26 protein-coding genes and 1 riboswitch are annotated in these 23,754 nt (G+C 64.2%); of the genes, 14 read left to right on the top strand and 12 right to left on the bottom strand.

Annotated features, from left to right (window positions below; translation table 11 throughout):
* Nucleotide 1: 1 nt before the first annotated feature.
* Nucleotides 2–577 carry a DUF2796 domain-containing protein gene (locus E2H86_RS17690; RefSeq protein WP_133330087.1) on the bottom strand — a complete coding sequence of 192 codons (576 nt, stop codon included), beginning with the start codon at nucleotides 575–577 and terminating at the stop codon, nucleotides 2–4.
* 131 nt (nucleotides 578–708) lie between these two features.
* Here E2H86_RS17690 and E2H86_RS17695 point away from each other — a divergent pair, with 131 nt between their 5' ends.
* Entirely contained in the window at nucleotides 709–1,050 is a 342-nt protein-coding gene (locus tag E2H86_RS17695; RefSeq protein ID WP_133330089.1) for a hypothetical protein, read from the top strand.
* Between the two features lie 79 nt (nucleotides 1,051–1,129).
* Here the strand turns inward: E2H86_RS17695 and trxA are convergent, their stop codons facing one another.
* From trxA to E2H86_RS17710, 3 genes are read right to left on the bottom strand one after another with little or no spacing between them, the layout of a single operon-like run.
* Entirely contained in the window at nucleotides 1,130–2,017 is an 888-nt protein-coding gene (gene trxA / locus E2H86_RS17700) for a thioredoxin (RefSeq protein ID WP_133330091.1), read from the bottom strand.
* Between the two features lie 31 nt (nucleotides 2,018–2,048).
* On the bottom strand, nucleotides 2,049–2,708 hold the full coding sequence (locus tag E2H86_RS17705) for a class I SAM-dependent methyltransferase (RefSeq protein WP_133330093.1): 660 nt from the start codon (nucleotides 2,706–2,708) through the stop codon (nucleotides 2,049–2,051).
* On the bottom strand, nucleotides 2,708–3,160 hold the full coding sequence (locus tag E2H86_RS17710) for a YbaY family lipoprotein (RefSeq protein ID WP_133330095.1): 453 nt from the start codon (nucleotides 3,158–3,160) through the stop codon (nucleotides 2,708–2,710). Before E2H86_RS17710 ends, E2H86_RS17705 begins: the two co-directional genes overlap by 1 nt.
* 105 nt (nucleotides 3,161–3,265) lie before the next feature.
* Here E2H86_RS17710 and nrdR point away from each other — a divergent pair, with 105 nt between their 5' ends.
* The 11 genes from nrdR (at nucleotide 3,266) to E2H86_RS17765 (ending at nucleotide 11,551) form a co-directional block, all read left to right on the top strand.
* A complete protein-coding gene (gene nrdR / locus E2H86_RS17715) occupies nucleotides 3,266–3,730 on the top strand; it encodes a transcriptional regulator NrdR (protein ID WP_165976087.1) in 465 nt (154 codons plus the stop codon).
* Nucleotides 3,731–3,732: 2 nt separating this feature from the next.
* On the top strand, nucleotides 3,733–4,863 hold the full coding sequence (gene ribD / locus E2H86_RS17720) for a bifunctional diaminohydroxyphosphoribosylaminopyrimidine deaminase/5-amino-6-(5-phosphoribosylamino)uracil reductase RibD (RefSeq protein WP_133330099.1): 1,131 nt from the start codon (nucleotides 3,733–3,735) through the stop codon (nucleotides 4,861–4,863).
* A gap of 40 nt (nucleotides 4,864–4,903) precedes the next feature.
* Nucleotides 4,904–5,569 (top strand): riboflavin synthase, encoded by a 666-nt coding sequence (locus E2H86_RS17725; RefSeq protein WP_133330101.1) that lies wholly within the window; start codon nucleotides 4,904–4,906, stop codon nucleotides 5,567–5,569.
* 16 nt (nucleotides 5,570–5,585) lie between these two features.
* The gene (ribBA, locus tag E2H86_RS17730; protein WP_133330103.1) at nucleotides 5,586–6,677 is read left to right on the top strand and encodes a bifunctional 3,4-dihydroxy-2-butanone-4-phosphate synthase/GTP cyclohydrolase II; all 1,092 of its coding nucleotides are present in this window, start codon (nucleotides 5,586–5,588) and stop codon (nucleotides 6,675–6,677) included.
* Between the two features lie 91 nt (nucleotides 6,678–6,768).
* Nucleotides 6,769–7,245: a 6,7-dimethyl-8-ribityllumazine synthase gene (gene ribH, locus E2H86_RS17735; RefSeq protein WP_133330105.1), complete on the top strand. Its 477-nt coding sequence runs from the start codon at nucleotides 6,769–6,771 to the stop codon at nucleotides 7,243–7,245.
* Nucleotides 7,242–7,742, top strand: a complete 501-nt coding sequence (gene nusB / locus E2H86_RS17740; protein WP_133330107.1) for a transcription antitermination factor NusB — start codon at nucleotides 7,242–7,244, stop codon at nucleotides 7,740–7,742. Before ribH ends, nusB begins: the two co-directional genes overlap by 4 nt.
* Nucleotides 7,743–7,760: 18 nt before the next feature.
* Complete coding sequence (thiL, locus tag E2H86_RS17745; RefSeq protein WP_133330110.1) at nucleotides 7,761–8,723, top strand: thiamine-phosphate kinase; 963 nt, start codon at nucleotides 7,761–7,763, stop codon at nucleotides 8,721–8,723.
* Nucleotides 8,720–9,223, top strand: a complete 504-nt coding sequence (locus E2H86_RS17750; RefSeq protein ID WP_133330112.1) for a phosphatidylglycerophosphatase A family protein — start codon at nucleotides 8,720–8,722, stop codon at nucleotides 9,221–9,223. Before thiL ends, E2H86_RS17750 begins: the two co-directional genes overlap by 4 nt.
* A 22-nt stretch (nucleotides 9,224–9,245) precedes the next feature.
* The gene (locus E2H86_RS17755; RefSeq protein WP_133330114.1) at nucleotides 9,246–9,983 is read left to right on the top strand and encodes a substrate-binding periplasmic protein; all 738 of its coding nucleotides are present in this window, start codon (nucleotides 9,246–9,248) and stop codon (nucleotides 9,981–9,983) included.
* Between the two features lie 128 nt (nucleotides 9,984–10,111).
* Nucleotides 10,112–10,729: a GTP cyclohydrolase II gene (gene ribA, locus E2H86_RS17760; protein WP_133330116.1), complete on the top strand. Its 618-nt coding sequence runs from the start codon at nucleotides 10,112–10,114 to the stop codon at nucleotides 10,727–10,729.
* Between the two features lie 12 nt (nucleotides 10,730–10,741).
* Nucleotides 10,742–11,551, top strand: coding sequence for a cobalamin-binding protein (locus E2H86_RS17765; RefSeq protein ID WP_133330118.1), 810 nt, complete (start codon nucleotides 10,742–10,744; stop codon nucleotides 11,549–11,551).
* On the opposite strand, the gene E2H86_RS17770 is transcribed toward E2H86_RS17765, so the two are convergent.
* The 5 genes from E2H86_RS17770 to ribB all read right to left on the bottom strand — a co-directional run bounded on the left by E2H86_RS17770 (nucleotide 11,529) and on the right by ribB (nucleotide 17,421).
* Nucleotides 11,529–13,370, bottom strand: a complete 1,842-nt coding sequence (locus E2H86_RS17770) for a TonB-dependent receptor plug domain-containing protein (protein WP_133330120.1) — start codon at nucleotides 13,368–13,370, stop codon at nucleotides 11,529–11,531. The genes E2H86_RS17765 and E2H86_RS17770 overlap by 23 nt on opposite strands.
* 106 nt (nucleotides 13,371–13,476) lie before the next feature.
* Entirely contained in the window at nucleotides 13,477–15,372 is a 1,896-nt protein-coding gene (dxs, locus tag E2H86_RS17775) for a 1-deoxy-D-xylulose-5-phosphate synthase (RefSeq protein WP_133330123.1), read from the bottom strand.
* 110 nt (nucleotides 15,373–15,482) lie between these two features.
* Complete coding sequence (gene ispA, locus E2H86_RS17780; RefSeq protein WP_133330125.1) at nucleotides 15,483–16,370, bottom strand: (2E,6E)-farnesyl diphosphate synthase; 888 nt, start codon at nucleotides 16,368–16,370, stop codon at nucleotides 15,483–15,485.
* Nucleotides 16,367–16,609, bottom strand: a complete 243-nt coding sequence (locus E2H86_RS17785) for an exodeoxyribonuclease VII small subunit (protein WP_133330127.1) — start codon at nucleotides 16,607–16,609, stop codon at nucleotides 16,367–16,369. Before E2H86_RS17785 ends, ispA begins: the two co-directional genes overlap by 4 nt.
* Nucleotides 16,610–16,764: 155 nt before the next feature.
* A complete protein-coding gene (gene ribB / locus E2H86_RS17790) occupies nucleotides 16,765–17,421 on the bottom strand; it encodes a 3,4-dihydroxy-2-butanone-4-phosphate synthase (RefSeq protein WP_133330129.1) in 657 nt (218 codons plus the stop codon).
* Nucleotides 17,422–17,500: 79 nt separating this feature from the next.
* A riboswitch (FMN riboswitch) is annotated at nucleotides 17,501–17,642 on the bottom strand.
* Between the two features lie 177 nt (nucleotides 17,643–17,819).
* On the opposite strand from ribB, the gene E2H86_RS17795 reads away from it, so the two are divergent.
* Nucleotides 17,820–18,095: a hypothetical protein gene (locus E2H86_RS17795; RefSeq protein ID WP_133330132.1), complete on the top strand. Its 276-nt coding sequence runs from the start codon at nucleotides 17,820–17,822 to the stop codon at nucleotides 18,093–18,095.
* On the opposite strand, the gene E2H86_RS17800 is transcribed toward E2H86_RS17795, so the two are convergent.
* The 3 genes from E2H86_RS17800 to E2H86_RS17810 all read right to left on the bottom strand — a co-directional run bounded on the left by E2H86_RS17800 (nucleotide 18,086) and on the right by E2H86_RS17810 (nucleotide 21,140).
* Nucleotides 18,086–19,012, bottom strand: a complete 927-nt coding sequence (locus E2H86_RS17800; RefSeq protein ID WP_133330134.1) for an alpha/beta hydrolase — start codon at nucleotides 19,010–19,012, stop codon at nucleotides 18,086–18,088. The two genes, E2H86_RS17795 and E2H86_RS17800, sit on opposite strands and share 10 nt — an antisense overlap.
* Nucleotides 19,013–19,101: 89 nt before the next feature.
* Complete coding sequence (locus E2H86_RS17805; RefSeq protein WP_133330136.1) at nucleotides 19,102–20,448, bottom strand: HAMP domain-containing sensor histidine kinase; 1,347 nt, start codon at nucleotides 20,446–20,448, stop codon at nucleotides 19,102–19,104.
* Nucleotides 20,448–21,140: a response regulator transcription factor gene (locus tag E2H86_RS17810; RefSeq protein ID WP_133330138.1), complete on the bottom strand. Its 693-nt coding sequence runs from the start codon at nucleotides 21,138–21,140 to the stop codon at nucleotides 20,448–20,450. Before E2H86_RS17810 ends, E2H86_RS17805 begins: the two co-directional genes overlap by 1 nt.
* A gap of 355 nt (nucleotides 21,141–21,495) precedes the next feature.
* Here E2H86_RS17810 and E2H86_RS17815 point away from each other — a divergent pair, with 355 nt between their 5' ends.
* Nucleotides 21,496–23,673, top strand: coding sequence for a TonB-dependent siderophore receptor (locus E2H86_RS17815; protein ID WP_133330140.1), 2,178 nt, complete (start codon nucleotides 21,496–21,498; stop codon nucleotides 23,671–23,673).
* The last annotated feature ends 81 nt before the right edge of the window (nucleotides 23,674–23,754 follow it).

Below are 23,754 nucleotides of genomic sequence, written 5' to 3' on the forward strand. Positions count from 1 at the left end.
TTCAGAATTCGACCATCGCCTTGGATGGGCTGGTTTCCACACCCTTCTGACCGTTCGGGCCGATCAGTTGCACGTTGATCTTCTGGGTTGCCGGGAAGGCTTTGAACAGTGGGCCGAGGTCGAGTTGGGCGAGCTTGGCCGGGGTCGCGCAGGTCAGCTGGTAGTGGGCACCGATGTCGCTGTGCACATGGCCATGTTCGTGCTCGTCACCGTCATCGTCAGCGTGGGGAGCATCACCGAACAGCGGGCTCTGCAGGTCCTGGGATTCTTCCTTGCAGTCTGCCGCAGCGGCCAGGCCGAACAGCTTCAGGGGTTGTTCGAGTTGTTGGCGCACCGCCGCTACCTTGGCCTTGTCGGCATCGCTGTTGGCGGCGTGTTCGAAGCCGACCAGGTTCATCGCCGGGCTGTCCAGCTCCAGTTCCAAGGTGTTGCCGTCCAGTGCAACATTGAGCTTGGCCACGCCATGTTCATGGGCGCCGAGGGTGCCATGGGCGTGTTCATGGTCATGATCGTCATGGGCGTTGGCCATGGCCAGGGGCAAGAGGGCGAAAGGCAGGGCGAGCAACAGGCGGCGCATGGACGACTCCGGAGCGAGAGAAATGATGTGGTAATGTTATAACAACTTTTATCGGCGTCGCCAGCCTGCCTGGCGCAGGTTTCATGTTGCTGTAGCATGGTCGCCATCGACCTCCCTTCAAGGAACGCATCGTGAGAATTCGTGGACAGATTGGTGACTGGCCGGTGGACCTGACCATCGAGCTCGAGCCTGAAGAGTGGGCACAACTGGGGCGCCCCAGGGATGTACCTGGGGTCGCCGAGGTGCCTGCGGCGACCACGGCGGCGCCACGCCAGGACGACGGGCAGTGGACGGCAGCGCGTGATCTATTGCGCCAGGCCGGGGAGATGAATGGGCCTGAGCTGCTCGATCGGCTGGAAGGGCTGGCAGGCAGTACCGCGGCGGGCAAGCGGCTACTGGTGCGGTTGCGCCATAGTGCCGATGTGAAGGTGGAGAGTGGCGTGGATGCGCCGGTGTATCACTGGGTGGGGTGAGGTTGACGTTAGTGGCTCGCCACTAGGTTTGCAGGGCGGCGCTCGATATCCGCAACGCCACCCCTCTCCAGCGCACGCCTCAGAACATCGCCGACGACAACCTGCGACGGTACACGCCCACCAACGGATGATCGCCACCGAGCAGCTCGAACACCTGCAACATGGCCTTCTGCGGCAGCCCGTTCTCATAACCTCGATTACGTTGGAACAGCTTCAGCAGCCCATCCAACGCAGCCTCGTATTGCTGGCGCGCCAGTTGCTGAATGCTCAACTGGTAGGCGGCTTCGTCATCCTGTGGGTTTTGCGCCAAACGGCTCTTCAGGTCGGCGACTTCCGGCAGGCTGGCTGCCTGGCGCAGGAAAGTCAGCTGGGCCTTGGCGCCAGCCAGGGCGGCCTTGTGCTCATCGCTCTTGACCGCATCGAGTACGGTCTCGGCTTCGCCCAGTTCACCTCGTTCGGCCAGGCAGCGGGCGTACAGGATCAGCCCTTCGGCATTGCTGTTGTCTTCACCCAGCAGAGCCACCAGCAGCGCCTCGGCCTCGGCGAAGCGGCTCTCGGCGAACAGCGCCTTGGCTTGCTCCAGCGGTGCGGCGGTCGGCGGCGCGGGCATCTGTACGTGCGGTTCGAGCATCGCCCGAATGGCCGACTCAGGCTGGGCGCCGGCAAACCCATCAACCGGCTGGCCATCCTTGAACAGCACCACGGTGGGCAGGCTGCGGATGCCGAACTGGGCAACCACCTGTTGCTCGACATCGCAATTGACCTTGGCCAGCAACAACTCGCCCTGGTAACCCTCGGCGATTTTCGCCAGCAGCGGCATCAGCGCTTTGCAGGGCGCACACCATTCGGCCCAGAAGTCGACCAGCACCGGCTTGTGAAACGAGTTCTCGATCACTGCCTGCTGAAAGTTGGCATCGGTGGCATCGAAAATGTACGGGACTTCTTCGCTGTAGGGAGCTTGGCTCATCATGACTCTCGCAAATCCGTGAATGGCACCACTATAAAGGCTCGCGGCTGGCGTGGTACAGGCTGACCCGGCGGAATTCGTGTGGCTCGGCCAGGTCCGGCAGGGTCAGGGCATCGAGCGTGCCCAATTGCCGATACAGCGGATGGCTGAAGTCGCGCACCCGCGAGTCCGCCACCAGTGCTTGCCGGCCACGGCCGAGGAAGGCATCGAGCAGTGGCAGGTTGGCGCGGTCGTAGAGGACGTCGGCCACCAGAATCAGGTCGAAGCGATCGGCCTCGGCGAAAAAGTCGCTGCTGTAGCCAAGCGTCACGCCATTGAGCGCCGCATTCGCCTGGCACGCTTGCAGAGCCAACGGATCGAGATCGCAGGCCACCACTTCCAGGGCGCCTGCCTGGGCGGCGGCGATGCCGGCAATGCCGGATCCTGCACCGAAGTCCAACACCCGCTTACCTTCGACCCAGTGCGGGTGCTCAGCCAGGTAGTGCGCCATGGCCAGCCCGCTGGCCCAGCAGAAGCACCAGTAGGGCGGTTCTTCGAGGATGCGCCGGGTTTCGTCGCTGCTGAAGGCGCGGTCCATGTTCTGGTCGTCGATCAGCCAGAGTTTCAGGGGGCTTGCAGGCAGTTCACTGACCACCAGGCGCGCTTCGCCGATCAGGCCAGTGAGGGCCTGTTGCAGGGCGCTGGGGACCATTATGGGGCTTTCTCGAAACGCAGCGGGCCGGTGGCCTGGGTCTGGGCCTGGGTGATGCGCAGGGGTGGCAAATGCAGGATCAACTGGCCGGAGCGGCTGGCACGCCCACGCAGTTCGACGCGAGCGCCAGCCGGAAACGCTTCGGGGTTGAAGCGCAGCTGGTAGGGCAGGGCCTGGCCGGTGCCGGTCAGGTTGCTACTGGCCAACAGGCGCTGCGGGCGGTCTCGCTCGTCGATCACCAGCAGCGCCAGCTCGACCTCGGCGCCCGCGGGGACCTCCAGCAAGGTGCCGCTCAGTTCGCGTTGGTAGGCAGGTAGCGGACCCAGGGGCTCGGCTTTTTTCGCCACCTTGGCAGGGCTGGGCGCCGGGGCCTGTTCGGGCTTGGGCCGGTCGCTGCCGCAGGCGGCGAGTAGGCCGGAGAGGCACAGTACGACGAGCGCACGAGGCTGCATGGAGTCATCCTTAAAGGGCAGATTTATCTGGATGGTAAACCCTTTGTCTTGTCTTGCCAGTGCAATGCGCTACCATGGCTCTCCCTTTTTTTGTTGCCTGCCACCATGCACTGTCCATTTTGCGGTGCCAACGACACCAAGGTCATCGATTCGCGCCTGGTCGCCGAAGGCGAACAAGTGCGCCGCCGCCGCGAATGCGTCGCCTGCGGCGAGCGCTTCACCACCTTTGAAACCGCCGAGCTGGTGCTGCCCCGGCTGATCAAGCAGGACGGCACCCGCCAGCCTTTCGATGAAGACAAACTGCGCGCCGGGATGCAGCGGGCCCTGGAAAAACGCCCGGTCAGTGTCGAGCGCCTGGAAGCGGCGCTGGCGCATATCAAGAGCCGCCTGCGCGCCACCGGCGAACGCGAGGTCAAGTCGCTGGTGGTCGGGGAAATGGTCATGGCCGAGCTGCGCAAGCTCGACGAAGTCGCCTATATCCGCTTCGCCTCGGTGTACCGCAGCTTCCGCGACCTTGACGAATTCCGTGAAGAAATCGACCGTCTGGCCCGCGAGCCCGCCAAAGAATGAGCATGCCCAGCCAGACCGCGATCCTCGACGCCCACTACATGGCCCGTGCACTGGAACTGGCCCGCAAGGGGGTCTACACCACGCACCCCAACCCGCGTGTGGGCTGCGTGATCGTGCGCGACGGCGAGGTGGTGGGCGAGGGCTGGCATGTGCGTGCCGGCGAGCCGCATGCCGAGGTGCATGCCCTGCGCCAGGCCGGTGAGCGTGCCCGTGGCGCCTGCGCCTACGTCACTCTCGAACCGTGCAGCCACCACGGGCGTACCCCGCCGTGCGCCGAGGCGCTGGTCAAGGCCGGCGTAGCACGTGTGGTTGCGGCCATGCAGGACCCCAACCCGCAGGTGGCGGGCACTGGCCTGCGGCGCCTGGCCGAGGCCGGTATCGAGGTGACCAGCGGCGTGCTCGAGGCTGATGCGCGCGCGCTCAATCCAGGTTTCCTCAAACGCATGGAGCACGGCCTGCCGTTCGTACGCGCCAAGCTGGCGATGAGCCTGGATGGTCGCACCGCCATGGCCAGCGGCGAGAGCCAGTGGATCACCGGCCCCGCCGCCCGCTCGGCGGTGCAGCGCCTGCGCGCTCGTGCCAGCGTTGTGCTGACCAGTGCCGCCAGCGTGCTGGCCGACAATGCGCGGATGACCGTGCGCGGCGCCGAGCTTGGCCTGGATGTCGAAACCACTGCGCTGGCATTGAGCCGCACGCCGCTGCGCGTGCTGATCGATGGCCGCCTGCGTCTGCCGCTCGACGCGCCATTCTTCCAGGCCGGCCCAGCCCTGGTTGTCACCGCTCAGGCGGCAGACTCGCGGTATGCCGAGGCCGGCCACGAACTGCTCAGCCTGCCTGGCAGCGATGGCCAGGTCGACCTGCCCGCGTTGCTGCGCGTCCTGGCCGCCCGTGGCGTCAACGACATCCTCCTCGAGGCCGGCCCCAGCCTGGTCGGCGCCTTCGCCCGGCAAGGGCTGATCGACGAGTACCAGCTGTTCGTCGCCGGCACCTTCCTCGGTTCCCAGGCCCGGCCGCTGCTGGACTGGCCGCTGAGCCAGATGAGCGAGGCGCCTCGGCTGAAAATCATCGAAATGCGCGCAGTGGGCGATGACTGGCGGGTCACAGCCATCCCTCTGCCAGCACCCGGCGTATAATGCCGGGCTTGCCCCGCGCAACCGTTCCTGAGGAAGCATCATGTTCACCGGCATCATCGAATCCATCGGCACCATCCGCAGCCTGACCCCGAAGGGCGGCGACGTGCGCGTCTACGTCGAGACCGGCAAGCTCGACCTGGGTGACGTCAAGCTCGGCGACAGCATCGCGGTCAATGGCGTGTGCCTGACCGCCGTGGAGTTGCCCGGCGATGGCTTCTGGGCCGACGTCAGTGTCGAGACCCTCAAGCGCACCGCCTTCATCGACCTCAAGAGCGGCAGCAAGGTCAACCTGGAAAAGGCCCTGACCCCCACCACCCGCCTGGGCGGCCATCTGGTCAGCGGCCACGTCGACGGTGTCGGCGAAATCATCTCGCGCAGCGATAACGCCCGCGCCATCCAGTTCCGCCTGCGGGCGCCGAAGGAGCTGGCCAAGTACATCGCCCACAAGGGTTCGATCACCGTCGACGGCACCAGCCTGACGGTCAATGAGGTCGACGGCGCCGAATTCGAGCTGACCATCGTCCCGCACACCCTGTCCGAAACCATCATGGCCGACTACCGCGCAGGGCGTCGGGTGAACCTTGAGGTCGATCTGCTGGCCCGTTACCTGGAGCGTCTGCTGCTGGGTGACAAGGCGGCCGAGCCGAGCAAGGGCAGTGGCATAACCGAAAGCTTCCTGGCCGCCAACGGCTTCTTGAAATCCTGATTGAGAGGGGGTGCCAGTGGCGCTCAACAGCATCGAAGAACTGGTCGAGGACATCCGCCAGGGCAAAATGGTCATCCTGATGGATGACGAAGACCGTGAGAACGAAGGCGACATCATCATGGCGGCCGAGTGCTGCCAGCCCGAGCACATCAATTTCATGGCCAAGCACGCCCGTGGCCTGATCTGCATGCCGATGACCCGTGAGCGCTGCGAAACGCTCAAGCTGCCGCTGATGGCGCCGCGCAACGGTTCCGGCTTCGGCACCAAGTTCACCGTGTCGATCGAGGCCGCCGAAGGCGTGACCACCGGCATCTCCGCTGCCGACCGCGCCCGCACCGTGCAAGCTGCCGCAGCCAAGGACGCCAAGGCCGAGGACATCGTCAGCCCGGGGCATATCTTCCCGCTGATGGCCCAGCCCGGCGGCACCCTGGCCCGCGCCGGCCACACCGAGGCCGCTTGCGACCTGGCACGCATGGCCGGCTTCGAGCCGAGCGGCGTGATCTGCGAAGTGATGAACGACGACGGCACCATGTCGCGCCGCGCCGAGCTGGAAGTCTTCGCAGCCGAGCATGGCCTGAAGATCGGCACCATCGCCGACCTGATCCACTACCGCATGATCCACGAGCGTACCGTCCAGCGTGTTTCCGAGCAGCGTATCGAGAGCGAGCTGGGCGAATTCAACCTGGTCACCTACCGCGATGCGGTGGAAGGCGATGTGCACATGGCCCTGACCCTGGGCACCATCTGCGCCGAACAGCCGACCCTGGTGCGCGTGCACAACATGGACCCTTTGCGCGACCTGCTGCTGGTCAAGCAACCGGGTCGCTGGAGCCTGCGTGCCGCCATGGCCGCGGTGGCCGAGGCCGGGAGTGGCGTGGTGCTGCTGCTGGGTCACCCGCTGGACGGCGACGTGCTGCTGGCGCACATCCGCGAAAGCGCGGGCGACGCGCCGGTCAAGGCGCCGACCACCTACAGCACCGTCGGTGCCGGCTCGCAGATCCTGCGCGACCTCGGCGTGCGCAAGATGCGCCTGATGAGTTCGCCGATGAAGTTCAATGCGATATCCGGATTCGATCTGGAAGTTGTAGAATACGTGCCCTCCGAGTGACTTGAGGCGGCGTTCGCGCCCCTGCGCTCGAGTCCAAACCCTGCAGAGGCCGCCCTTGCGCGGCCTCGCTCTTGAAGATGAGAACATCGGAATGACCCTGAAGACCATCGAAGGTACCTTCATCGCCCCCAAAGGTCGCTATGCTTTGGTGGTTGGCCGCTTCAACAGCTTCGTCGTCGAAAGCCTGGTGAGCGGTGCCGTTGATGCCCTGGTACGCCACGGTGTCAGCGAAAGCGACATCACCATCATCCGTGCCCCGGGCGCCTTCGAAATCCCGCTGGTGGCACAGAAAGTCGCCCAGCAAAGCGAATACGACGCGATCATCGCCCTGGGCGCCGTGATCCGTGGCGGTACCCCGCACTTCGAATACGTGGCGGGCGAATGCACCAAGGGCTTGGCCCAGGTGTCGATGGAGTTCGGTGTGCCGGTAGCCTTCGGCGTCCTGACCGTCGATTCCATCGAACAGGCCATCGAGCGTTCCGGCACCAAGGCCGGCAACAAAGGTGCTGAAGCTGCCCTGTCCGCTCTGGAAATGGTCAGCCTGCTGGCGCAGTTGGAGGCCAAGTGATTAGCGACGAAAGCGATCGTTTCAACCCGCGCGATCCAAAACCCGCGGATGCCGGCAAGCCCTCGAAGAGCGCCAAGCGCCGCGAAGCCCGTAAGCTCGCGACCCAGGCCCTCTACCAGTGGCACATGGCTCAGCATTCGCTGAACGAGGTCGAAGCGCAGTTCCGGGTCGATAACGATTTCTCCGATGTCGATGGCGCTTATTTCCGCGAAATCCTGCATGGGGTTCCGGCGATCAAGAGCGAAATCGACAAGGCCCTGGTTCCATGCCTGGACCTGGCATTGGACGAGCTCGACCCGGTCGAGCTGGCTGTACTGCGTCTGTCCACCTGGGAGTTCATCAAGCGCGTCGACGTACCGTACCGCGTGGTGATCAACGAAGGCGTGGAACTGGCCAAGGTGTTTGGCGCCACCGACGGGCACAAGTTCGTCAACGGCGTGCTGGACAAGCTCGCGCCGATCCTGCGCGAAGCGGAAGTCAAGGCGGCCAAGCGCTGATTCCAGCGCTGTCCGGCCATGGGTGAGTTCGAGCTGATCAACCACTATTTCGCCGCCGCGCAATGCGCGCAGGGCGGCGAAGGCGTGGCGTTGGGTATCGGCGATGACTGTGCCCTGTTGGACCTGCCTCCCGGCGAGCAACTGGCGGTGTCTACCGACACCCTGGTTGCCGGCGTGCACTTTCCCCGGGTCTGTGACCCTGGCCTGCTCGGCCAGCGTTCGCTGGCCGTGGCCGCCAGTGACCTGGCCGCCATGGGCGCGACCCCGATCGCCTTCACCCTTGCCCTGACCTTGCCGGAAGTCGGCGAGGCCTGGCTGCGTGCCTTTGCCGATGGGCTCGACCGTATGGCGCGACGCTGCCGGCTGGGGTTGATCGGTGGCGACACCACCCGCGGTCCCCTGAGCATCACCGTGACCGTGTTTGGCCGTGTGCCAGCTGGGCAGGCCTTGCGCCGCAGTGGCGCGAGGCCGGGCGATTTGCTGTGCGTGGGCGGCGAGCTGGGCAATGCCGCCGGCGCCCTGCCGTTGGTGCTTGGCGAGCGCGAGGCGCCCAACGCCCTGGCGCAACCCCTGCTCGATCACTACTGGTCACCCTCGCCGCAGTTCGCCCTCGGCCAGTTGCTGCGCGGGCGCGCCACCGCGGCGCTGGACATATCCGATGGCCTGTTGGCCGATTGCGGGCATATTGCCAAGGCATCCGGGGTGGCACTGGAAGTGAACCTGCACCAGGTACCGGTGTCAGCCGCTTTGCAGGGCTTTGTCGGCCCGCAGGCGGCCTTGCAGGCCGCTGTGGCCGGTGGCGACGATTACGTGCTGGCGTTCACCTTGCCACCAGGGCAGCTGTCATCCCTGCAGGCGCAGACCCCCGTTCATGTCATCGGGCGTGTGCTCGAGGGGCAGGGCGTGAGCCTGCGCGATCGCCAAGGTCAGGACATCACCCCGCTGCAGCGGGGCTATCAACATTTTAGGGAGACACCGTGACCGATCACCCCAATCAGGTGCCCGCGGAGTTCGTGCCGCCTTCGGTCTGGCGCAATCCGTGGCATTTCATTGCCTTCGGCTTCGGCTCGGGCACCCTGCCCAAGGCCCCAGGGACCTGGGGCTCGCTGGTGGCTCTGCCATTCATCCCGCTGTGGCAGATGCTCCCGGACTGGGGCTACTGGCTGCTGCTGGGCGTCACCATGCTGTTCGGCTTCTGGCTGTGCGGCAAAGTGGCCACCGACCTGCGCGTCCATGACCACGAAGGCATCGTCTGGGACGAAATGGTCGGCATGTGGATCACCCTCTGGCTGGTGCCGGAGGGCTGGCAATGGCTGCTGGCGGGGTTCCTGCTGTTCCGTTTCTTCGACATCCTCAAGCCATGGCCGATTCGTTGGATCGACCGTCACGTGCACGGCGGCGTAGGGATCATGCTTGATGATATCCTGGCCGGTGTGTTCGCCTGGCTGGGGATGCAGGTCCTGGTCTGGGCGGTGGGCTGATACAGGGAATGGGGCGAAGGTCATGAAGACGTTGTTATTGGCAATGCTGCTGAGCCTGGCCCCCTGGGCCGCTGCCGCCGACGGCCTGCCCAAGCAGGTCCATCTGGTCAGCGAGGAATGGATCGACTACACCAATGCCGATGGCAGCGGAGTGGCCTGGGATGTATTGCGCAAGGTGTTCGAGCCCGCCGGAGTCAAGGTGGTGACCCAGAGCGCGCCCTACAGCCGCGCGATCGGCCTGGTCAAGCGCGGTGAGGCCGATGCCTGGGTCGGTTCGTACAAGGACGAGAACGAAGACAACCTGTATCCGCGTTGGCACTTCGACATGGACCACATCTATGCCCTGGGTCTGGCCAGCAAGCCGATACCGACCCCGCAGACCATCGGCCATTATCGGCTAGCCTGGGTGCGCGGCTATGACTACGGCAGTTACCTGCCCAATGTGCACGACTTTCGCGAGATCCAGCGCCGTGAAGGCATCCTGCCGATGCTCGAGCATGACCGGGTTGATTTCTACATCGATGCCCAGACCGAGGTCGACTATGTGCTTGACCAGACCTCGCAACCCCAGCGGTTCCGGCGCACGCACATCGCCGAACTGCCGTTGTACCTGGCATTTGCCCGCAGCGAGCAGGCCAAGGCCCTGCGTGACCTGTTCGACAGGCGCATGGCCGAACTGGTACGCAGCGGCGAACTGAAGGCGATTTTCGCGCACTGGAAGCAGCCCTATCCGTTCAGTGCCGACAGCAAGCCGCAGTAATGCCAGGGTGGGCCCCATAAGCATCGAACTTTTCGATCTTAAGCGACGGTATTCAGCGCGCCCATACCTGCCAACCTGCTGATACAATCGCATCCAGAGAAATGTCCTACTTATTCCAGGAGCACAACGTGCCCGTCGTCTTTGTTGCCGCCTCTAAGCTTCCGACTCCTTTTGCGACTTTCACCATGCATGGCTTTCTTGACGAAGCCACCGGCCGCGAGCACGTGGTGCTGAGCCTGGGTGATATCGCCGATGGCGAGCCGGTACTGGGGCGTCTGCACTCCGAGTGCCTGACCGGCGATGCCTTGTTCAGCCAGCGCTGCGACTGCGGATCGCAGCTGGAGGCCGCGCTGCAGGCCATCGCCCGAGAAGGCCGTGGCGTGCTGCTGTATCTGCGCCAGGAAGGTCGTGGCATCGGTCTGCTGAACAAGATCCGCGCCTATGAGCTGCAAGACGGCGGCGCCGACACCGTCGAGGCCAACGAACGCCTGGGCTTTGCTGCCGACCAGCGTGACTACGCCATGTGCCTGCCAATGCTCGAGCACCTGGGCGTCAAGTCTCTGCGTTTGATGACCAACAACCCGCGCAAGGTCAAGGCGCTGACCGACATGCACATCACAGTCGCCGAGCGGGTGCCGCTGCATACCGGGCACAACCCGCATAACCGCCTGTACCTGGCCACCAAGGCCGACAAGCTGGGCCACATGATGGGCAACAAGCACCAAGGCGAAGTCCCCCACGCCTGATCGGTTGCGCCGATGCGCCTGTTGCTCTGCCTCCTTGCACTGCTGGCCTGCATCGCCCGGGCCGAGCCGCTGCGGGTGATCAGCCTGGCGCCCTCAATGACTGAAATCATGCTCGAACTGCAGGCCGACGGCCTGCTGGTCGGCGTACTCGACGGCGGCGAGCGACCCGCTGCGCTGCAGGCCTTGCCCTCGGTCGGGCGCCAGGGACAGCTGGATCTCGAACGCCTGGTCAGCCTGCGGCCCGACCTGTTGCTGTTGTGGCCGGGCAGCATTGCCCCGGCCCAGCGCGAGCAGCTCACGCGGTTGGGCATCGCCACCTACAGCGCCGAGCCGCACACCCTTGCACAACTGATCGATCAGATCGATACCCTTGCCCAGCGCCTGGGCCTGGCCGAACGGGGGCAGGTATATGCCAGTGGGTTGCGTCAGCGCCTGCGCCAGTTACGCGAGCGCTATCACCGCGAGCAACCGCTACGGGTGTTCTACCAGGTCTGGGATCGACCGCTGTATACCCTCGGCGGACGGCAGGTGGTCAGCGATGCGTTGGCAGTGTGCGGGGCACGCAATATCTTCGACGACCTGAACCAGCCGGCACCTCAGGTGAGTGTGGAGTCGGTGCTGTTGCGCAATCCGCAGGTGATCCTGGCAGGCGATGCGGCGCAACTGCAGAGCTGGCACGCCTGGTCAGCTATCGACGCGGTGGCGCAGGGGCGTCTGCTGGTGATACCGGACAAGGGGATCGAGCGCCCCAGCGGCCAGATGATCGAGGCCACTGCTCGGCTATGCGCGATGCTTGCGGCTAAAGCGCCGGTGTCCAGGTGAGGCTCAGCAACGCCGTGCGGCCTTCTTCGCGGTAGCCGTAGTTTTGCCCCTGGTAGTTGTAATGAGTTCGGCTGTATCGCTTGTCCAACACATTATCCAGTTTCAAATCGAATTCTAGCTCATGGCTTTGGGCCCAGTTTGCACGTAGAGCAAGCGTCCCGTAGCCACTTACTGTGTCCGTATTTGCTTCATCGTTAAAACTTTTACTAATAGCCCGCCACGTAGCGCCAATCCCTAAACGGTCGAATTGACGGTCGATGTCTAGACTCAAGGTGCGACGTGCCCGACGAGAAAGAGTATGACCATTTTCGCGATTACGCGGATCTGTAAATGCTATACCTAGCTGCGAGCTCCACGCGTCCCACTCCTGACTCAGAGCCATTTCGAAACCGTTGATACGGGCGCTCCCGGCGTTCTCAGGGCGGTCGATGTATTCGATGGCGTCACGGAGATTTGTCCGGTAAAGCGACGTTTCTATTCTGCTGTTTTCGCTCAACTGGGTGCGCCATTGGAGTTCGTAGCTTTTTGAGTGCTCTGGCTTGAGGGTCGGATTGTTGTAGTCGGGGAAATACAGGTCGTTGAAAGTCGGTGCTCGGAAGCCCTCACTGTATGAAAACAGCACATCGTTGGCCGGGTCGATTGGAACCGTCAGGGTGCTGCTCCATGTCGTTGTATCACCATACTGCTGATTTTGATCATGGCGTATCCCTAATTCAGTCGAGAAGTATTCGCCCTGAAAACGGTGCTGGGCAAAAAGCGCCCTATTCCAGCGACTGGTTTCGGTGAAAGCAGTACTAGCATGCACACGGTCCTCGTACCAGTCTCCCCCTAATATCAGGCTGTTGCGCTCATCCAACGCCAAAGTGTTCTGCCAGGTGACCTGATCGCGATAGGTGCTGAATGGGAAGCTGGTATCGCCTAGTTTGTCTTGGCTGTCATCGCGATTTTCGCTATGGGCCATTTCGAATCGAGTGTTCCAACCCTCGGTTAGCTGCGCATCAAAGTACATACCGACACTGCTAACGGAAAAATCAGAATAAGGCTCTTGCGGGCTAAGCCCCCTTGGTTCGTCGTACTCGCTGCGCCCACGGCTATCGAGCAGGTTCAGCCCGGCTTCGAAGCGTTCGCCGAAGGTATGGCTGAGGCTCAGGTTGAGCGACTGGTTACGGTAGGCATCGTGATCGTTATCGCTGGCGAACGAAGGACCGGTGGCGTCGATGCCGGCGGTTTCGTCCAGGCTGGCGCCGAGGTTGAAGCGCGTGGCGCCGTCATTGCCGGACACGCCCAGGCTGCGTTGCCAGGTGTGATTGCTGCCAGCAGCCAGGCGCAGCCGAGGGTGCAGGCCGGCACCGCTGGCGCGGCGGGTGAAGATCTGGATCACCCCACCGATGGCATCGCTGCCGTACAGCGCCGAGCGCGAGCCACGCAGCACCTCGACGCGCTCGATCTGGTCGACATCGAGAAACTGCAGGCCGCTGTCGCCGGAGGTGGCGTTGGCGATGCGTACCCCGTCCACCAGCACCAGACTCTGGGCCGCCTTGGTGCCGCGGATGAAGATGCCCGGCAGGCTGCCACGGCCACCGGTCGGCGCCACCTGCACGCCGGGTACGCGGGTGAGCAGGTCGGTGACGCTGGTGGGCTGCAGGCGGTCGATGTCGTCACGGGTGAAGACGGTGTTGGCGGCACTGGTGGCGGTGCGCGATTCGACCTGGCGGTTGGCGCTGATGAGTACATCGGGGAGTTTCAGCGCGTCGTCGCGTTCGGCGGCCAGCAGGAATGTGGGGGCGCAGAGTAAAGCGGCACAGGCAGATTTTTTCATTGGCGGTTCCAACGTATTCGCGGGACAAGCCCGCTCCCACAGGCACACCACAAGTCTTGAAATTTGTGGGGTCCCTGTGGGAGCGGGCTTGTCCCGCGAAAGGGCCCTACAGACCCAGCTTGGCCATCCGTGCCTTCACCGAGGCTTCGATGCCAGTCACATCCAGGCCACATTCTGCGAGCATCTGCGCAGGTTTTGCATGCTCCACGTAGATGTCCGGCAGCCCCAGGTTCAACAGCGGCTTGACCACTGCCTCACGGGCCAGGAACTCGCCTACGGCAGCGCCGGCGCCGCCCATGATGGCGTTTTCCTCGATGGTCACCAGCAACTCATGGCTGCCGGCCAGTTCAAGTACCAGGGCTTCGTCCAGCGGCTTGACGAAGCGCATGTCGACCACGGTGGCGTCGATCTGCTCGGCCACCTGCAGGGCTTCGGCCAGTTGCACGCCGAACACCAGCAGGGCGACTTTCTGGCCCTTGCGACGAACCACGCCCTTGCCGATTTCCAGTGGCTCCAGATCGCCGCTGATCGGGGCGTTGGGGCCGGTGCCACGGGGATAGCGCACCGCCGCCGGACCGTTGTAGAGGTGGCCGGTACTGAGCATCTTGCGCAGTTCGTTTTCGTCGCTCGGGGTCATCACCAGCATGCCGGGGATGCAGCGCAGGTACGAAAGGTCATAGCTGCCAGCGTGGGTCGGGCCGTCCTCGCCGACCAGGCCGGCACGGTCGATGGCGAACAGCACGTCGAGGTTCTGTACCGCCACATCGTGGATCAACTGGTCGTAGGCGCGCTGGAGGAAGGTCGAATAGATCGCCACCACCGGCTTGGCGCCTTCGCAGGCCATGCCGGCAGCGAAGGTCACCGCGTGCTGCTCGGCGATCGCCACGTCGAAGTAGCGCTCCGGGTAGCGTTCGCTGAAGGCCACCAGGTCGGAGCCTTCCTTCATCGCCGGGGTGATGCCGACCAGGCGGTTATCGGCAGCCGCCATGTCGCACAGCCATTGGCCAAAGACTGCAGAATACTTCGGCCCGCTGGGCTTCTTCGGCGCTGCGGGCTTGTCGGCAGGCTCGAGCTTGGTGATCGCGTGGTAGCCGATCGGATCGATTTCGGCCGGAGCGAAACCCTTGCCCTTCTTGGTCACCACGTGCAGGAACTGCGGGCCTTTGAGGTCACGCATGTTACGCAGGGTGGCGATCATGGTCGGCAGGTCGTGCCCGTCGATCGGGCCGATGTAATTCCAGCCCAGTTCCTCGAACAGGGTGCCAGGCACCAGCATGCCTTTGGCGTATTCCTCGGTGCGACGGGCGATTTCCCAGGCACCCGGCAGGCGCGACAGCACTTTCTTGCTGCCTTCGCGCATGCTCGCGTAGGTGCGGCTGGAGAGGATCTTGGCCAGGTAGTTGGACAGGCCACCGACATTGCGCGAAATCGACATGTCGTTGTCGTTGAGGATCACCAGCATGTTGGCGTCCACTTCCTGGGCGTGGTTCAGCGCCTCGAAGGCCATGCCTGCGGTCAAGGCGCCGTCGCCGATCACGGCGATGGCCTTGCGTGGGTCATTCTGCAGCCGGGCGGCAATGGCCATGCCCAAGGCGGCGCTGATCGAGGTGCTGGAGTGACCGACGCCAAAGGTGTCGTACTTGCTCTCGCTGCGGCGCGGGAAGGCGGCGATGCCGTCCTTCTGGCGCAGGGTCAGCATGCGGTTGCGCCGCCCGGTGAGGATCTTGTGCGGGTAGGCTTGGTGGCCGACGTCCCACACCAGGCGGTCATCCGGTGTGTCGAAGACATAGTGCAGGGCGATCGTCAGCTCGATGACACCAAGGCCGGCGCCGAAATGCCCACCGGTCTGACCCACGGTGTAGAGCAACTCCTGGCGCAACTCGTCGGCCAGGGTCTCCAGGTCGGCTTCGGCCAACCGGCGCAGGCCGGCGGGCGTGTCAGCGCGGTCGAGCAACGGCGTGACCGGGCGTTCGCGGGGGATCTCTTGAAACGTCGTGGGCATCAGGCGAGTCGTTATAGGTGTGAAGACGCGGCAGTTTACCCCATTGTAGGAAAAGCTGCCCCTGTGGGAGCGGGCTTGCCCGCGAAGGGCTGCAAAGCAGCCCCGGTCAATCAATGGCGGCGTTCGACGATATAGCGCGCCAACGCCCGCAAAGGCTCTGCATTTTCGCCGAACCCTTCCAGTGCGACCAGCGCCTGGTCGCGCAGTTCGATTGCATAGGTCTTGGCGGCATCCAGGCCGAGCAGAGCAGGGTAGGTCGGCTTGTCGCGGGCGATATCTGCACCCTGGCGTTTGCCCAGGGTGGCAGTGTCACTCTCCACGTCGAGGATGTCGTCCTGCACCTGGAACGCCAGGCCAATTGCCTGGGCATAGATCTGCAGGGCATCCAGCTGGGGCTGCTCGGCGCGAGCGCTGGCCAGGGCGCCGAGGCGCACGCTGGCCTCGATCAGGGCGCCGGTCTTGTGCCGGTGCATGTATTCCAGGGCCTTCTGGTCGAGCTTGATGCCCACCGAGCCCAGGTCGATAGCCTGCCCACCGACCATACCTGCGGGGCCTGCGGCCTTGGCCAGGGTCTGGACCATGGCCAGACGAATGGCATCCGGCTGCGGGCTGAGGCGTGGGTCGAGCAGGGCGCTGAAGGCCAGGCTCTGCAGGCCGTCACCGGCAAGAATGGCGCAGGCTTCGTCGAACGCCTTGTGGGTAGTCGGTTGGCCACGGCGCAGGTCGTCGTCGTCCATGGCCGGCAGGTCGTCATGGACCAGCGAATAGGCGTGGATCAGTTCCACCGCACAGGCGGCGCCGTTGGCCTGTTCGGCCGGGGCGCCGAGGGCTTCGCAGGCAGCATAGGCGAGCAGCGGGCGGACCCGCTTGCCGCCGTTCATCACGCTGTAACGCATCGCGGCGTAGAGCCGTTCAAGTTCCTTGGACGGTGCCTGGAACAGCGGCTCGAGGGCGTTGTCGACACGTGCCTGGCTGCTGGCCTGGTAGCTGGCGATCATTCCTCTGGCTCCGCGTCGAAGGGCTGGGCGGCCAGCTCGCCGTCGCGTTCCAGGAGAATCTGCACCTTCTGTTCGGCCTGGGCCAGCGCCCCCTGGCAGTCGCGGGTCAGGGCGATGCCCTGCTCGAACGCGGCCAGCGAGTCTTCCAGCGACAGTTCGCCGTTCTCCAGGCGCTCGACCAGGGCTTGCAGGTCAGCGAGGGATTGTTCGAAATCGATGGAGGCTTTTTTGCGGGCCATGGCGACTGTCTCGGAGGCTGGTCAGAACGGCGCGACACTAGCAGAGAGGGGCGGGGGGAGCAAACTTGTGTGGGGTGTTGGAGGGGCCTGGCTGGGGTTTGGCGGCGCTCGACATCCGCGGCGCCAAACCTACCAAGGCGAACACTCATCCGCCATCAAACGCTCTCGGCCTCCACCTCCAGCTCCACCAGCGCCTGACGATAGCGAGCCAGTTCCTCGATGGTCAGCACCGGCAGGTTGTACTGACGCGCATACACGGCGACCTCTTCCCCCCGGGCCATGCTGCCATCTGGGTTCATCAGCTCGCACAGTACGGCAGCCGGGCGCAGGCCGGCCAGGCGCGCCAGGTCCACCGATCCTTCGGTATGACCACGCCGGGTCAGCACGCCGCCGTCACGTGCGCGCAGTGGGAACACGTGGCCTGGGCTGACGATGTGGCGCTGCTGCGCGGTCGAGCGCAGGGCGGCTTCGATGGTGGTGATGCGGTCCTGGGCCGAAACGCCGGTGGTGACCCCTTCGGCCGCTTCGATGGTGACGGTGAAGCCGGTGCCGTGGCGGGCCTGGTTGTTCTGCACCATCGGCGCCAATTGCAAGGCGTCGACGGTGGCTTCGTCCAGGCACAGACAGACGATGCCGCTGCAGTCGCGGATCATCATGGCCATGGTCTGCAGCGAGAGGTTCTCGGCGGCGGCAACGATGTCCGCTTCGTCCTCGCGATCGTCGTCATCGAGCAGCAGAACAGGGCGCCCGGCCTGGAAGGCGGCGATAGCGGCGGTGACGTTGGGGTATTGCTGGAACAGCGTGGAAGACATGAAACGCTCCTCGTAAAGTTCGATGAACGTCTCGGGGCGAACAAAATGCGCGCGCAAGGGCGCCCGAATGGCCCTTGGCTGACGCCTTCTTTCATCCGGACTATGACCGTCGGCCCTGGAATCTCACCAGGTCTGCTGACCCCCGACATGGTCGGGGCGCTCGCGGGCTCATCTTTCGATTTACCGCCGGTGGGGACTTTCACCCCGCCCTGAAGACCGCGTCAGCATACAGCAGTCTGCCACGGGTGTGGCAAGCCGCAGGCCTACGACCTTCGGCGATAGCGTGGATAGGCGAGGGAAGTGGCTATCTACTATCTTCGGTTCTGTGCGCTGCCCTAGAGTGGGCCTCCGCCCGCCAGGTACTGTGCCACAGTCGATGCGAAAACCCCGAAAGCCTGGTGCCCCACCCGGACTACAATGGCGCGCCATTCGCCAACGTGCCGCACCTGGACCGGACGTTCAGTATCGAGCGTAACCCCAAGGCCAACTTCCCCTGTTCCTATCTGCAATACGCAGAGGTTGTGCATGCCGGCATGATCGCCAAAGAGACCCGCCAGCGCATGGTCCAGACCTGCTGCTCGACCCTGCAGCGGGCCCAGGCGCAAATGCCGAACATTCCCATCGAGGCGTTTCGCGAGCTGAGCCTGTATGTGCTCAAGTACATCTACCCTTGAGGCACGGGCCAGGCGTGCTCCTGGGGATTGGACATCAACTCGATCACCCGGTGCAGCGAGGCGGGCAGCATCGGGCCATGCCCCAGGCCATCGAAGCGTTCGAAGCGTACTGTTAGCCCCCGGACGTTGCCCAACTGCGCTGCGAGCCTGCGTGCGGGCCCTTCTTCGTCACCCTTCGACGGCTTGCCGGGGCGTGCGGGCTCGACGCCGCCGCGCATCAGCAACAGGTGCGCACGGCTGCGACCCAGACGCTGTTGCAGGCCCTCGGCCTCGTTCACGATGGCGCCGTCATGCCACCACAGTGACGGGCTGGCAGCCGCATAGTCGCTGAACTCGCCTGGGTGGTCGAACAGTGCGTGCAGCACCGCCAGGCCGCCGTAGGAGTGGCCCCAAAGGGTCTGGCGGGTGGGATCGATTGGCGCGACGCTGGCAACCATCGGCCGCATGCGCTGACGCAGCAGTTCGAAAAACACCTCGACGCCGCCGCTGGCTTGGCCGGTCAACGGATCGAGTTGCTGCGCCTGCCCCGGCAGTGCCGGGGTGTAGTCGTAGGTGCGGCCAGTGCGCTCGATACGCTGCTCGGTCTGGTAACCCACTGCCACCAGCAGCGGCGCCTGGCCGGCGGCGAGCTTGTTCAGCAGGTCGGCATCATCCAGCGCGCCGATCGCGGCGTTGCCATCGAGCATCCACAACACCGGGTAGCCCGCAGCGGGAGCAGGGCGTTCGGGCTTGCCGATCCACAGGCGGTAATGGCGTTTGCCGTCAGCCGAATCGAGGTCGAGGTGGCTGAAGTGGTAGGCCAGGTCCTGGCGTTGCAACAGGCGGGTGTCCATCTTCTGGTCACGCTCGGGCTGGCCCAGGACGACCGGCGCGGCAAGGGCCAGGGCCAAGGCGAGGGACAGGGTCAGCTTGCTCATCGAAACTCTCTTCGGGCGTCGGGAGGGGCGCAGGTGCGCAGTACGCGAAACCCTGGATGATATTCACTATCGATTGGCGGTAAAGCGCATTAACTTTCTAAACATTCCTGGCCTGCAGGCAGGACCACATGCAAGCAAAGGCCTGGGTGGCCGTTGCTGGCCCATAGCCGTCCCCCTTGCAGCTCGATGGCGCGGCGGGCGATCGCCAGGCCCAGGCCGAAGCCTGTACCGCTATCGGCCAGGCGCTGGTAGGGCTTGAAGATGCGTTCGAGGTCCGCTTGCGGCACACCTGGGCCTTGGTCGCTCAGACGCAGGTGCCAATGATCGCCCTCACGCCAGCCTTCGAGACTGACCCGGCCTTCGGCGGGTGAGTGGCGGATGGCATTGCGCATCAGGTTTTCCAAGGCCTGGGCCAGGCTGTCCAAATGAATCTGGACCACGCAGTCGGTTCCGAGCGAACAGGGCAACCGGGCGCGGTCCCAGCCGCTTTCGAAACAGATGTCCTGGCACAGTGCTTCCCACACTGACAGCATCAGCACCGGCTCGGTGGCCAACTGTGGCTGCTCGGTGTCCATCCAGGCCAGGTCCAGGGTGTTCTCGAGCAGCTTCTGCATGTCGTTCACCTCGCGGTCCAGGCGCTCGCGCAATTGCACCGGCGGCAGGTCGCTGTCATGGGCGATGCGCAGACGCGCCAGTGGTGTGCGCAATTCGTGGGACAGGGTACGCAGCAGCAGGCGTTGCTGTTCGAGGCTCTGGCGCAGGCGCCCGGCCATGTGCTCGAAGGCCTGGGCCAGTTCGCCCAATTCGTCGCGGCGTTCCTGCAGCGGCAGGCTGGGGCCGTCCAGGTCATCGGCGCGCAGGGCGTCGGCGCGATCCCGCAGGCGGTTCAGCGGCACCACGAGGTGACGATACAGCGCCAGGCCCAGAAGTAATGCGAGCAGGGTGGGGGCGACGCCGTGGGTGATGACGTGGGTCCACGGCGTCAGGCCGGTGGGCAGCAGTCGCTCGGGCAACTGCATCACCAGCCGGCCATGTTCGGGGTGTTGGGGGAACTCGATGCTGACGTAGGGCAGTTCGTCGCGTAGCCGGCGGCTCATCGGCCAGTTGAGCTTGCGCATGAAGGTCAAGTGACTGGCTTCCTCGGCGCTCAGTGGCGAGGTGCCGAGGCTTTGCAGGTAAGGACCGAGGACGACTGCCCAGGTGTCCTCGGCCTGTTCCAGTTTCCGGCGGAAGGCTTCTGCGCCGACAGCGCCGCCTTCCATCCAGGCCTGCTCGGCTTGCTGTGCATAACGCGCCAGGTAGTCCTGGTCGGCCTGGGAAAGGAAGTAGCTCTTGCGCTCTACCGACAACCCCCAGGTCCAGATCAGCCAGGTCAGCAGCAGGCAGAAGCCGACCTGCAGCATGGCCAGTTTCCACAGCAGGGGGTGGCGGCGCATCAGGGCTGTTCCGTGTCGACCAGGATGTAGCCTTGGCCGCGCACGGCCTGGATCTGCAGATGCTGAGCATCGATATCGGCCAGCTTGCGGCGCAGGTTGCAGACATGCACGTCGAGGCCGCGGTCCAGCCGGGTGTAGGCCCGGTGCAGTACGGTCTGGTAGAGAAAGGCCTTGCTCAGGGCTTCGCCTGGGTGGGCCGAGAGCGTGGCCAGCAAGCGGAACTCCGAAGCGGTGAGGCCTGCGGCCTTGCCGTGGTGAACGACATCCTGGCGGGCTTGATCGAGCAGCAGCGTGCCGGCACCGCTGTGCAGCACGGTGCCGCGGTCGAAGGCCACCCGCCGCAACAGTGCATCGACTCTGGCATCCAACTCCGCCAGGCTGAACGGCTTGGGCAGATAGTCGTCCGCTCCGCGGGTGAAGCCACTGATGCGATCTTGCTCGGCGCCCAGCGCCGACATCAGCATCACCGGCACGGCCTGCTGGCGGCGTAGCTGATCGAGCAGGCTGAGGCCATCGATACCGGGAAGCATGATATCCAGCAGTACCAGATCGAAACGCGCAGCTTCGATCGCCGCCAGCGCCTGGGTTCCATTGGCGCAGGCATGAACCTGGAAGTGGCGGCTGAGGAAATGGCACTCGAGATCCTGGCGCAGGCGCGGGTCGTCTTCGGCAAGCAGCAGTGATGTGGGCACGATGAGCCTTTAATGAGAATCCGTATCAGTTAGATCATCCCATTGTGAGGTGTGCAAGGGCAATCCTTGCCTGTGGGCTGCTCGTGCCCAAGCCTCGGGCGGCGTGTGTTAAGAAGGTTAATCCTGCTGCACCCCCGCCTGCCCTCGGGTATCGTTCGCAAAAAGCAACTGGTTTCGTTTGCGATTGACTGTCATTTAGGTGGCTGACGCCACTGGTCCCTCTCCCTACTCAGCGTCTGCATCGACAGCGTCGTGGGAGGCGGCTGCCCGCAAGAAAGAGGTTCGAACCTCTCGCCGCGGTGCAAGCGGAGCCGTTGCTGGTCTGTCCACTGCAACTTCAACTCAAAGGTGTGTCATGAGCGGTATCAAAGGTGTGGGAAGCCCGCGACGGGTTCGGGGATGGTTGGTGCTGGGGCTGTTGGCGCCGTTCTCGCTGACGGCACTGGCCGAGACGGTGGCAACACAGGCAGCCACCGTCGATACTGCACTGGACCTGCCGGCCTTGACCATCGAGGGCAACCGCCTGTACGACATGCTGCCATCGGAGCAGACCGGCGGCTACAGTGTCGACGCCGCCACCGTGGGCACCAAAACCCCTGCCGCGCTCAAGGACATCCCCCAGTCGATCACCGTCTACACCCAGGACTACGTCAAGGATCGCCAGTTCGTGCACCTGGACGACCTGGCCAAGTACACCGCCGGCCTGCGGACCTTGACCAACGACAGCGGCCGCTCGTCGATCTACGCCCGTGGCTATGAATACAGCGAGTACAACATCGACGGCCTGCCAGCGCCGATGGCCAGCATCTTCGGCACAGTACCCTCGCTGGCTGCTTTCGACCGCGTCGAAATCATGCGTGGCCCAGCCGGGCTGTTCAGCAGCACCAGCGAACTGGGCGGCATCGTCAACATGGTGCGCAAGCGCCCGACCGCCGAATTCCAGGGGCATGTCGAAGGCAGCTACGGCACCTGGGACACCAACCACGAGGAAATCGACCTCAGCGGTCCATTGGACGAGGCGGGCCGGGTACGCGGGCGTTTCGTCGCCTCGCGTGACGACACCAATGGCGAGGTGGACTACAACGCCAACACCAGCAACAGTTACTACGGCGCGCTGGACATCGACCTGGACGAAGACACCTTGCTGTCCTTCGGCCTGATCCACGAAGTGAAGAACATCACTCCGCACAATGGCTATCCGGCCACACTGTCGGGCGAGGTGCCCGATTTCAGCCACTCCAAATTCCTCGGTGCCGACTGGAACTACTTCGACGGCAAGACCACCGACCTGGTCGCCGAGCTGACTCACCGCTTCGACAATGGTGGTTACGGCCGCATCGCCGCCCGTGGCTCGCACCGCGACACCAACTACCTGTATGGCTTCACCGCGACCAATGCCAAGACTGGCGCCAACTCGCTGCGTGCCAGTGCGCGGGACTTCACCCAGGACACCTACTCGCTCGACGCCAGCTACAGCCAGCCGTTCGAGACATTCGGCCAGGTCAGCGAATTCGTGGTCGGCACCGACTACAAGAACTACGACACCGAGTACCTCAACGGTTCCAGCACCCTCGGCACCATCGACGTCAACAGCTATTCGCCGACTCAGTTCGCCAAGCCGTCGCCGAACTACAGCACTGAGACCGGTATGCAGGAAGAGGAATATGGCCTGTATTCCAAGGTCACTTTCCGCCCGGTCGAGCGTCTGGCGCTGATCGCCGGTGGCCGCTTCAGCTGGTATCGCGGTGATTTCTACACCACCACCCTGAGCAGCGGCTCGACCACTGAAGACGACAAGCGTGTCGACGGTCGCTTCACCCCGTACGGCGGCGTGGTCTATGACCTCACTGACACCCACGCGCTTTACGCCAGCTACTCGCAGGTGTTCAAGCCGCAGTCCGATACCGACAGCAATGGCCGGGTCCTCAAGCCACGGCAAGGCGAGCAGTACGAGTTCGGCCTCAAGAGCAGCTACTTCGGTGGCGACCTCAACACCCGTGTGTCGGTCTTCCGCCTGACCGACAAGAACCGCGCCACCACCGCATACGATGCTGACGGCGTCGACACCGGCTTCTCCGTGGCGTCCGGGAAAACCCGGGTCAAGGGTGCGGAAGTGGAAGTCAGCGGCAAGTTGGCGCAGAACTGGGAAGTGTTGGCCGGCTACACCTGGATGCAGACCGACACGGTCAAGGGCGATGCCGAGACCACGTTCTTCATCATGCCGCGCAACCAGGCCTCGCTGTGGACCAAATACACCGTCGACCAAGGTCCGCTGAACGGCTTGGCCATCGGCGGCGGGGTTTCGGCCATGAGCAGCTTCTACGCCGAGAACGGCGGCGTGCGCATCGATGCGCCGGGTTATGCCACCGTCGATGCCATGTTGTCCTACCCGGTCACCGACAAGCTCACGGCCACCTTCAACGTCAACAACCTGTTCGACCGGGATTATCTGTCGCGGGTGGGCTCGACCTCGACCTTCAACTTCTACGGCCCATCGCGCAGCATGAGCGTGGGTGCTCGCTACGACTTCTGATCCTTGCCCATTGCTGTGCCCGCGGTTCACGCAAGTGTTAACCCGAGCACAGCTTGGACATCGGCCATTGTTATCGACGGC

It is taken from the genome of Pseudomonas putida, assembly GCF_004357765.1.
Lineage (GTDB): Bacteria > Pseudomonadota > Gammaproteobacteria > Pseudomonadales > Pseudomonadaceae > Aquipseudomonas > Aquipseudomonas putida_U.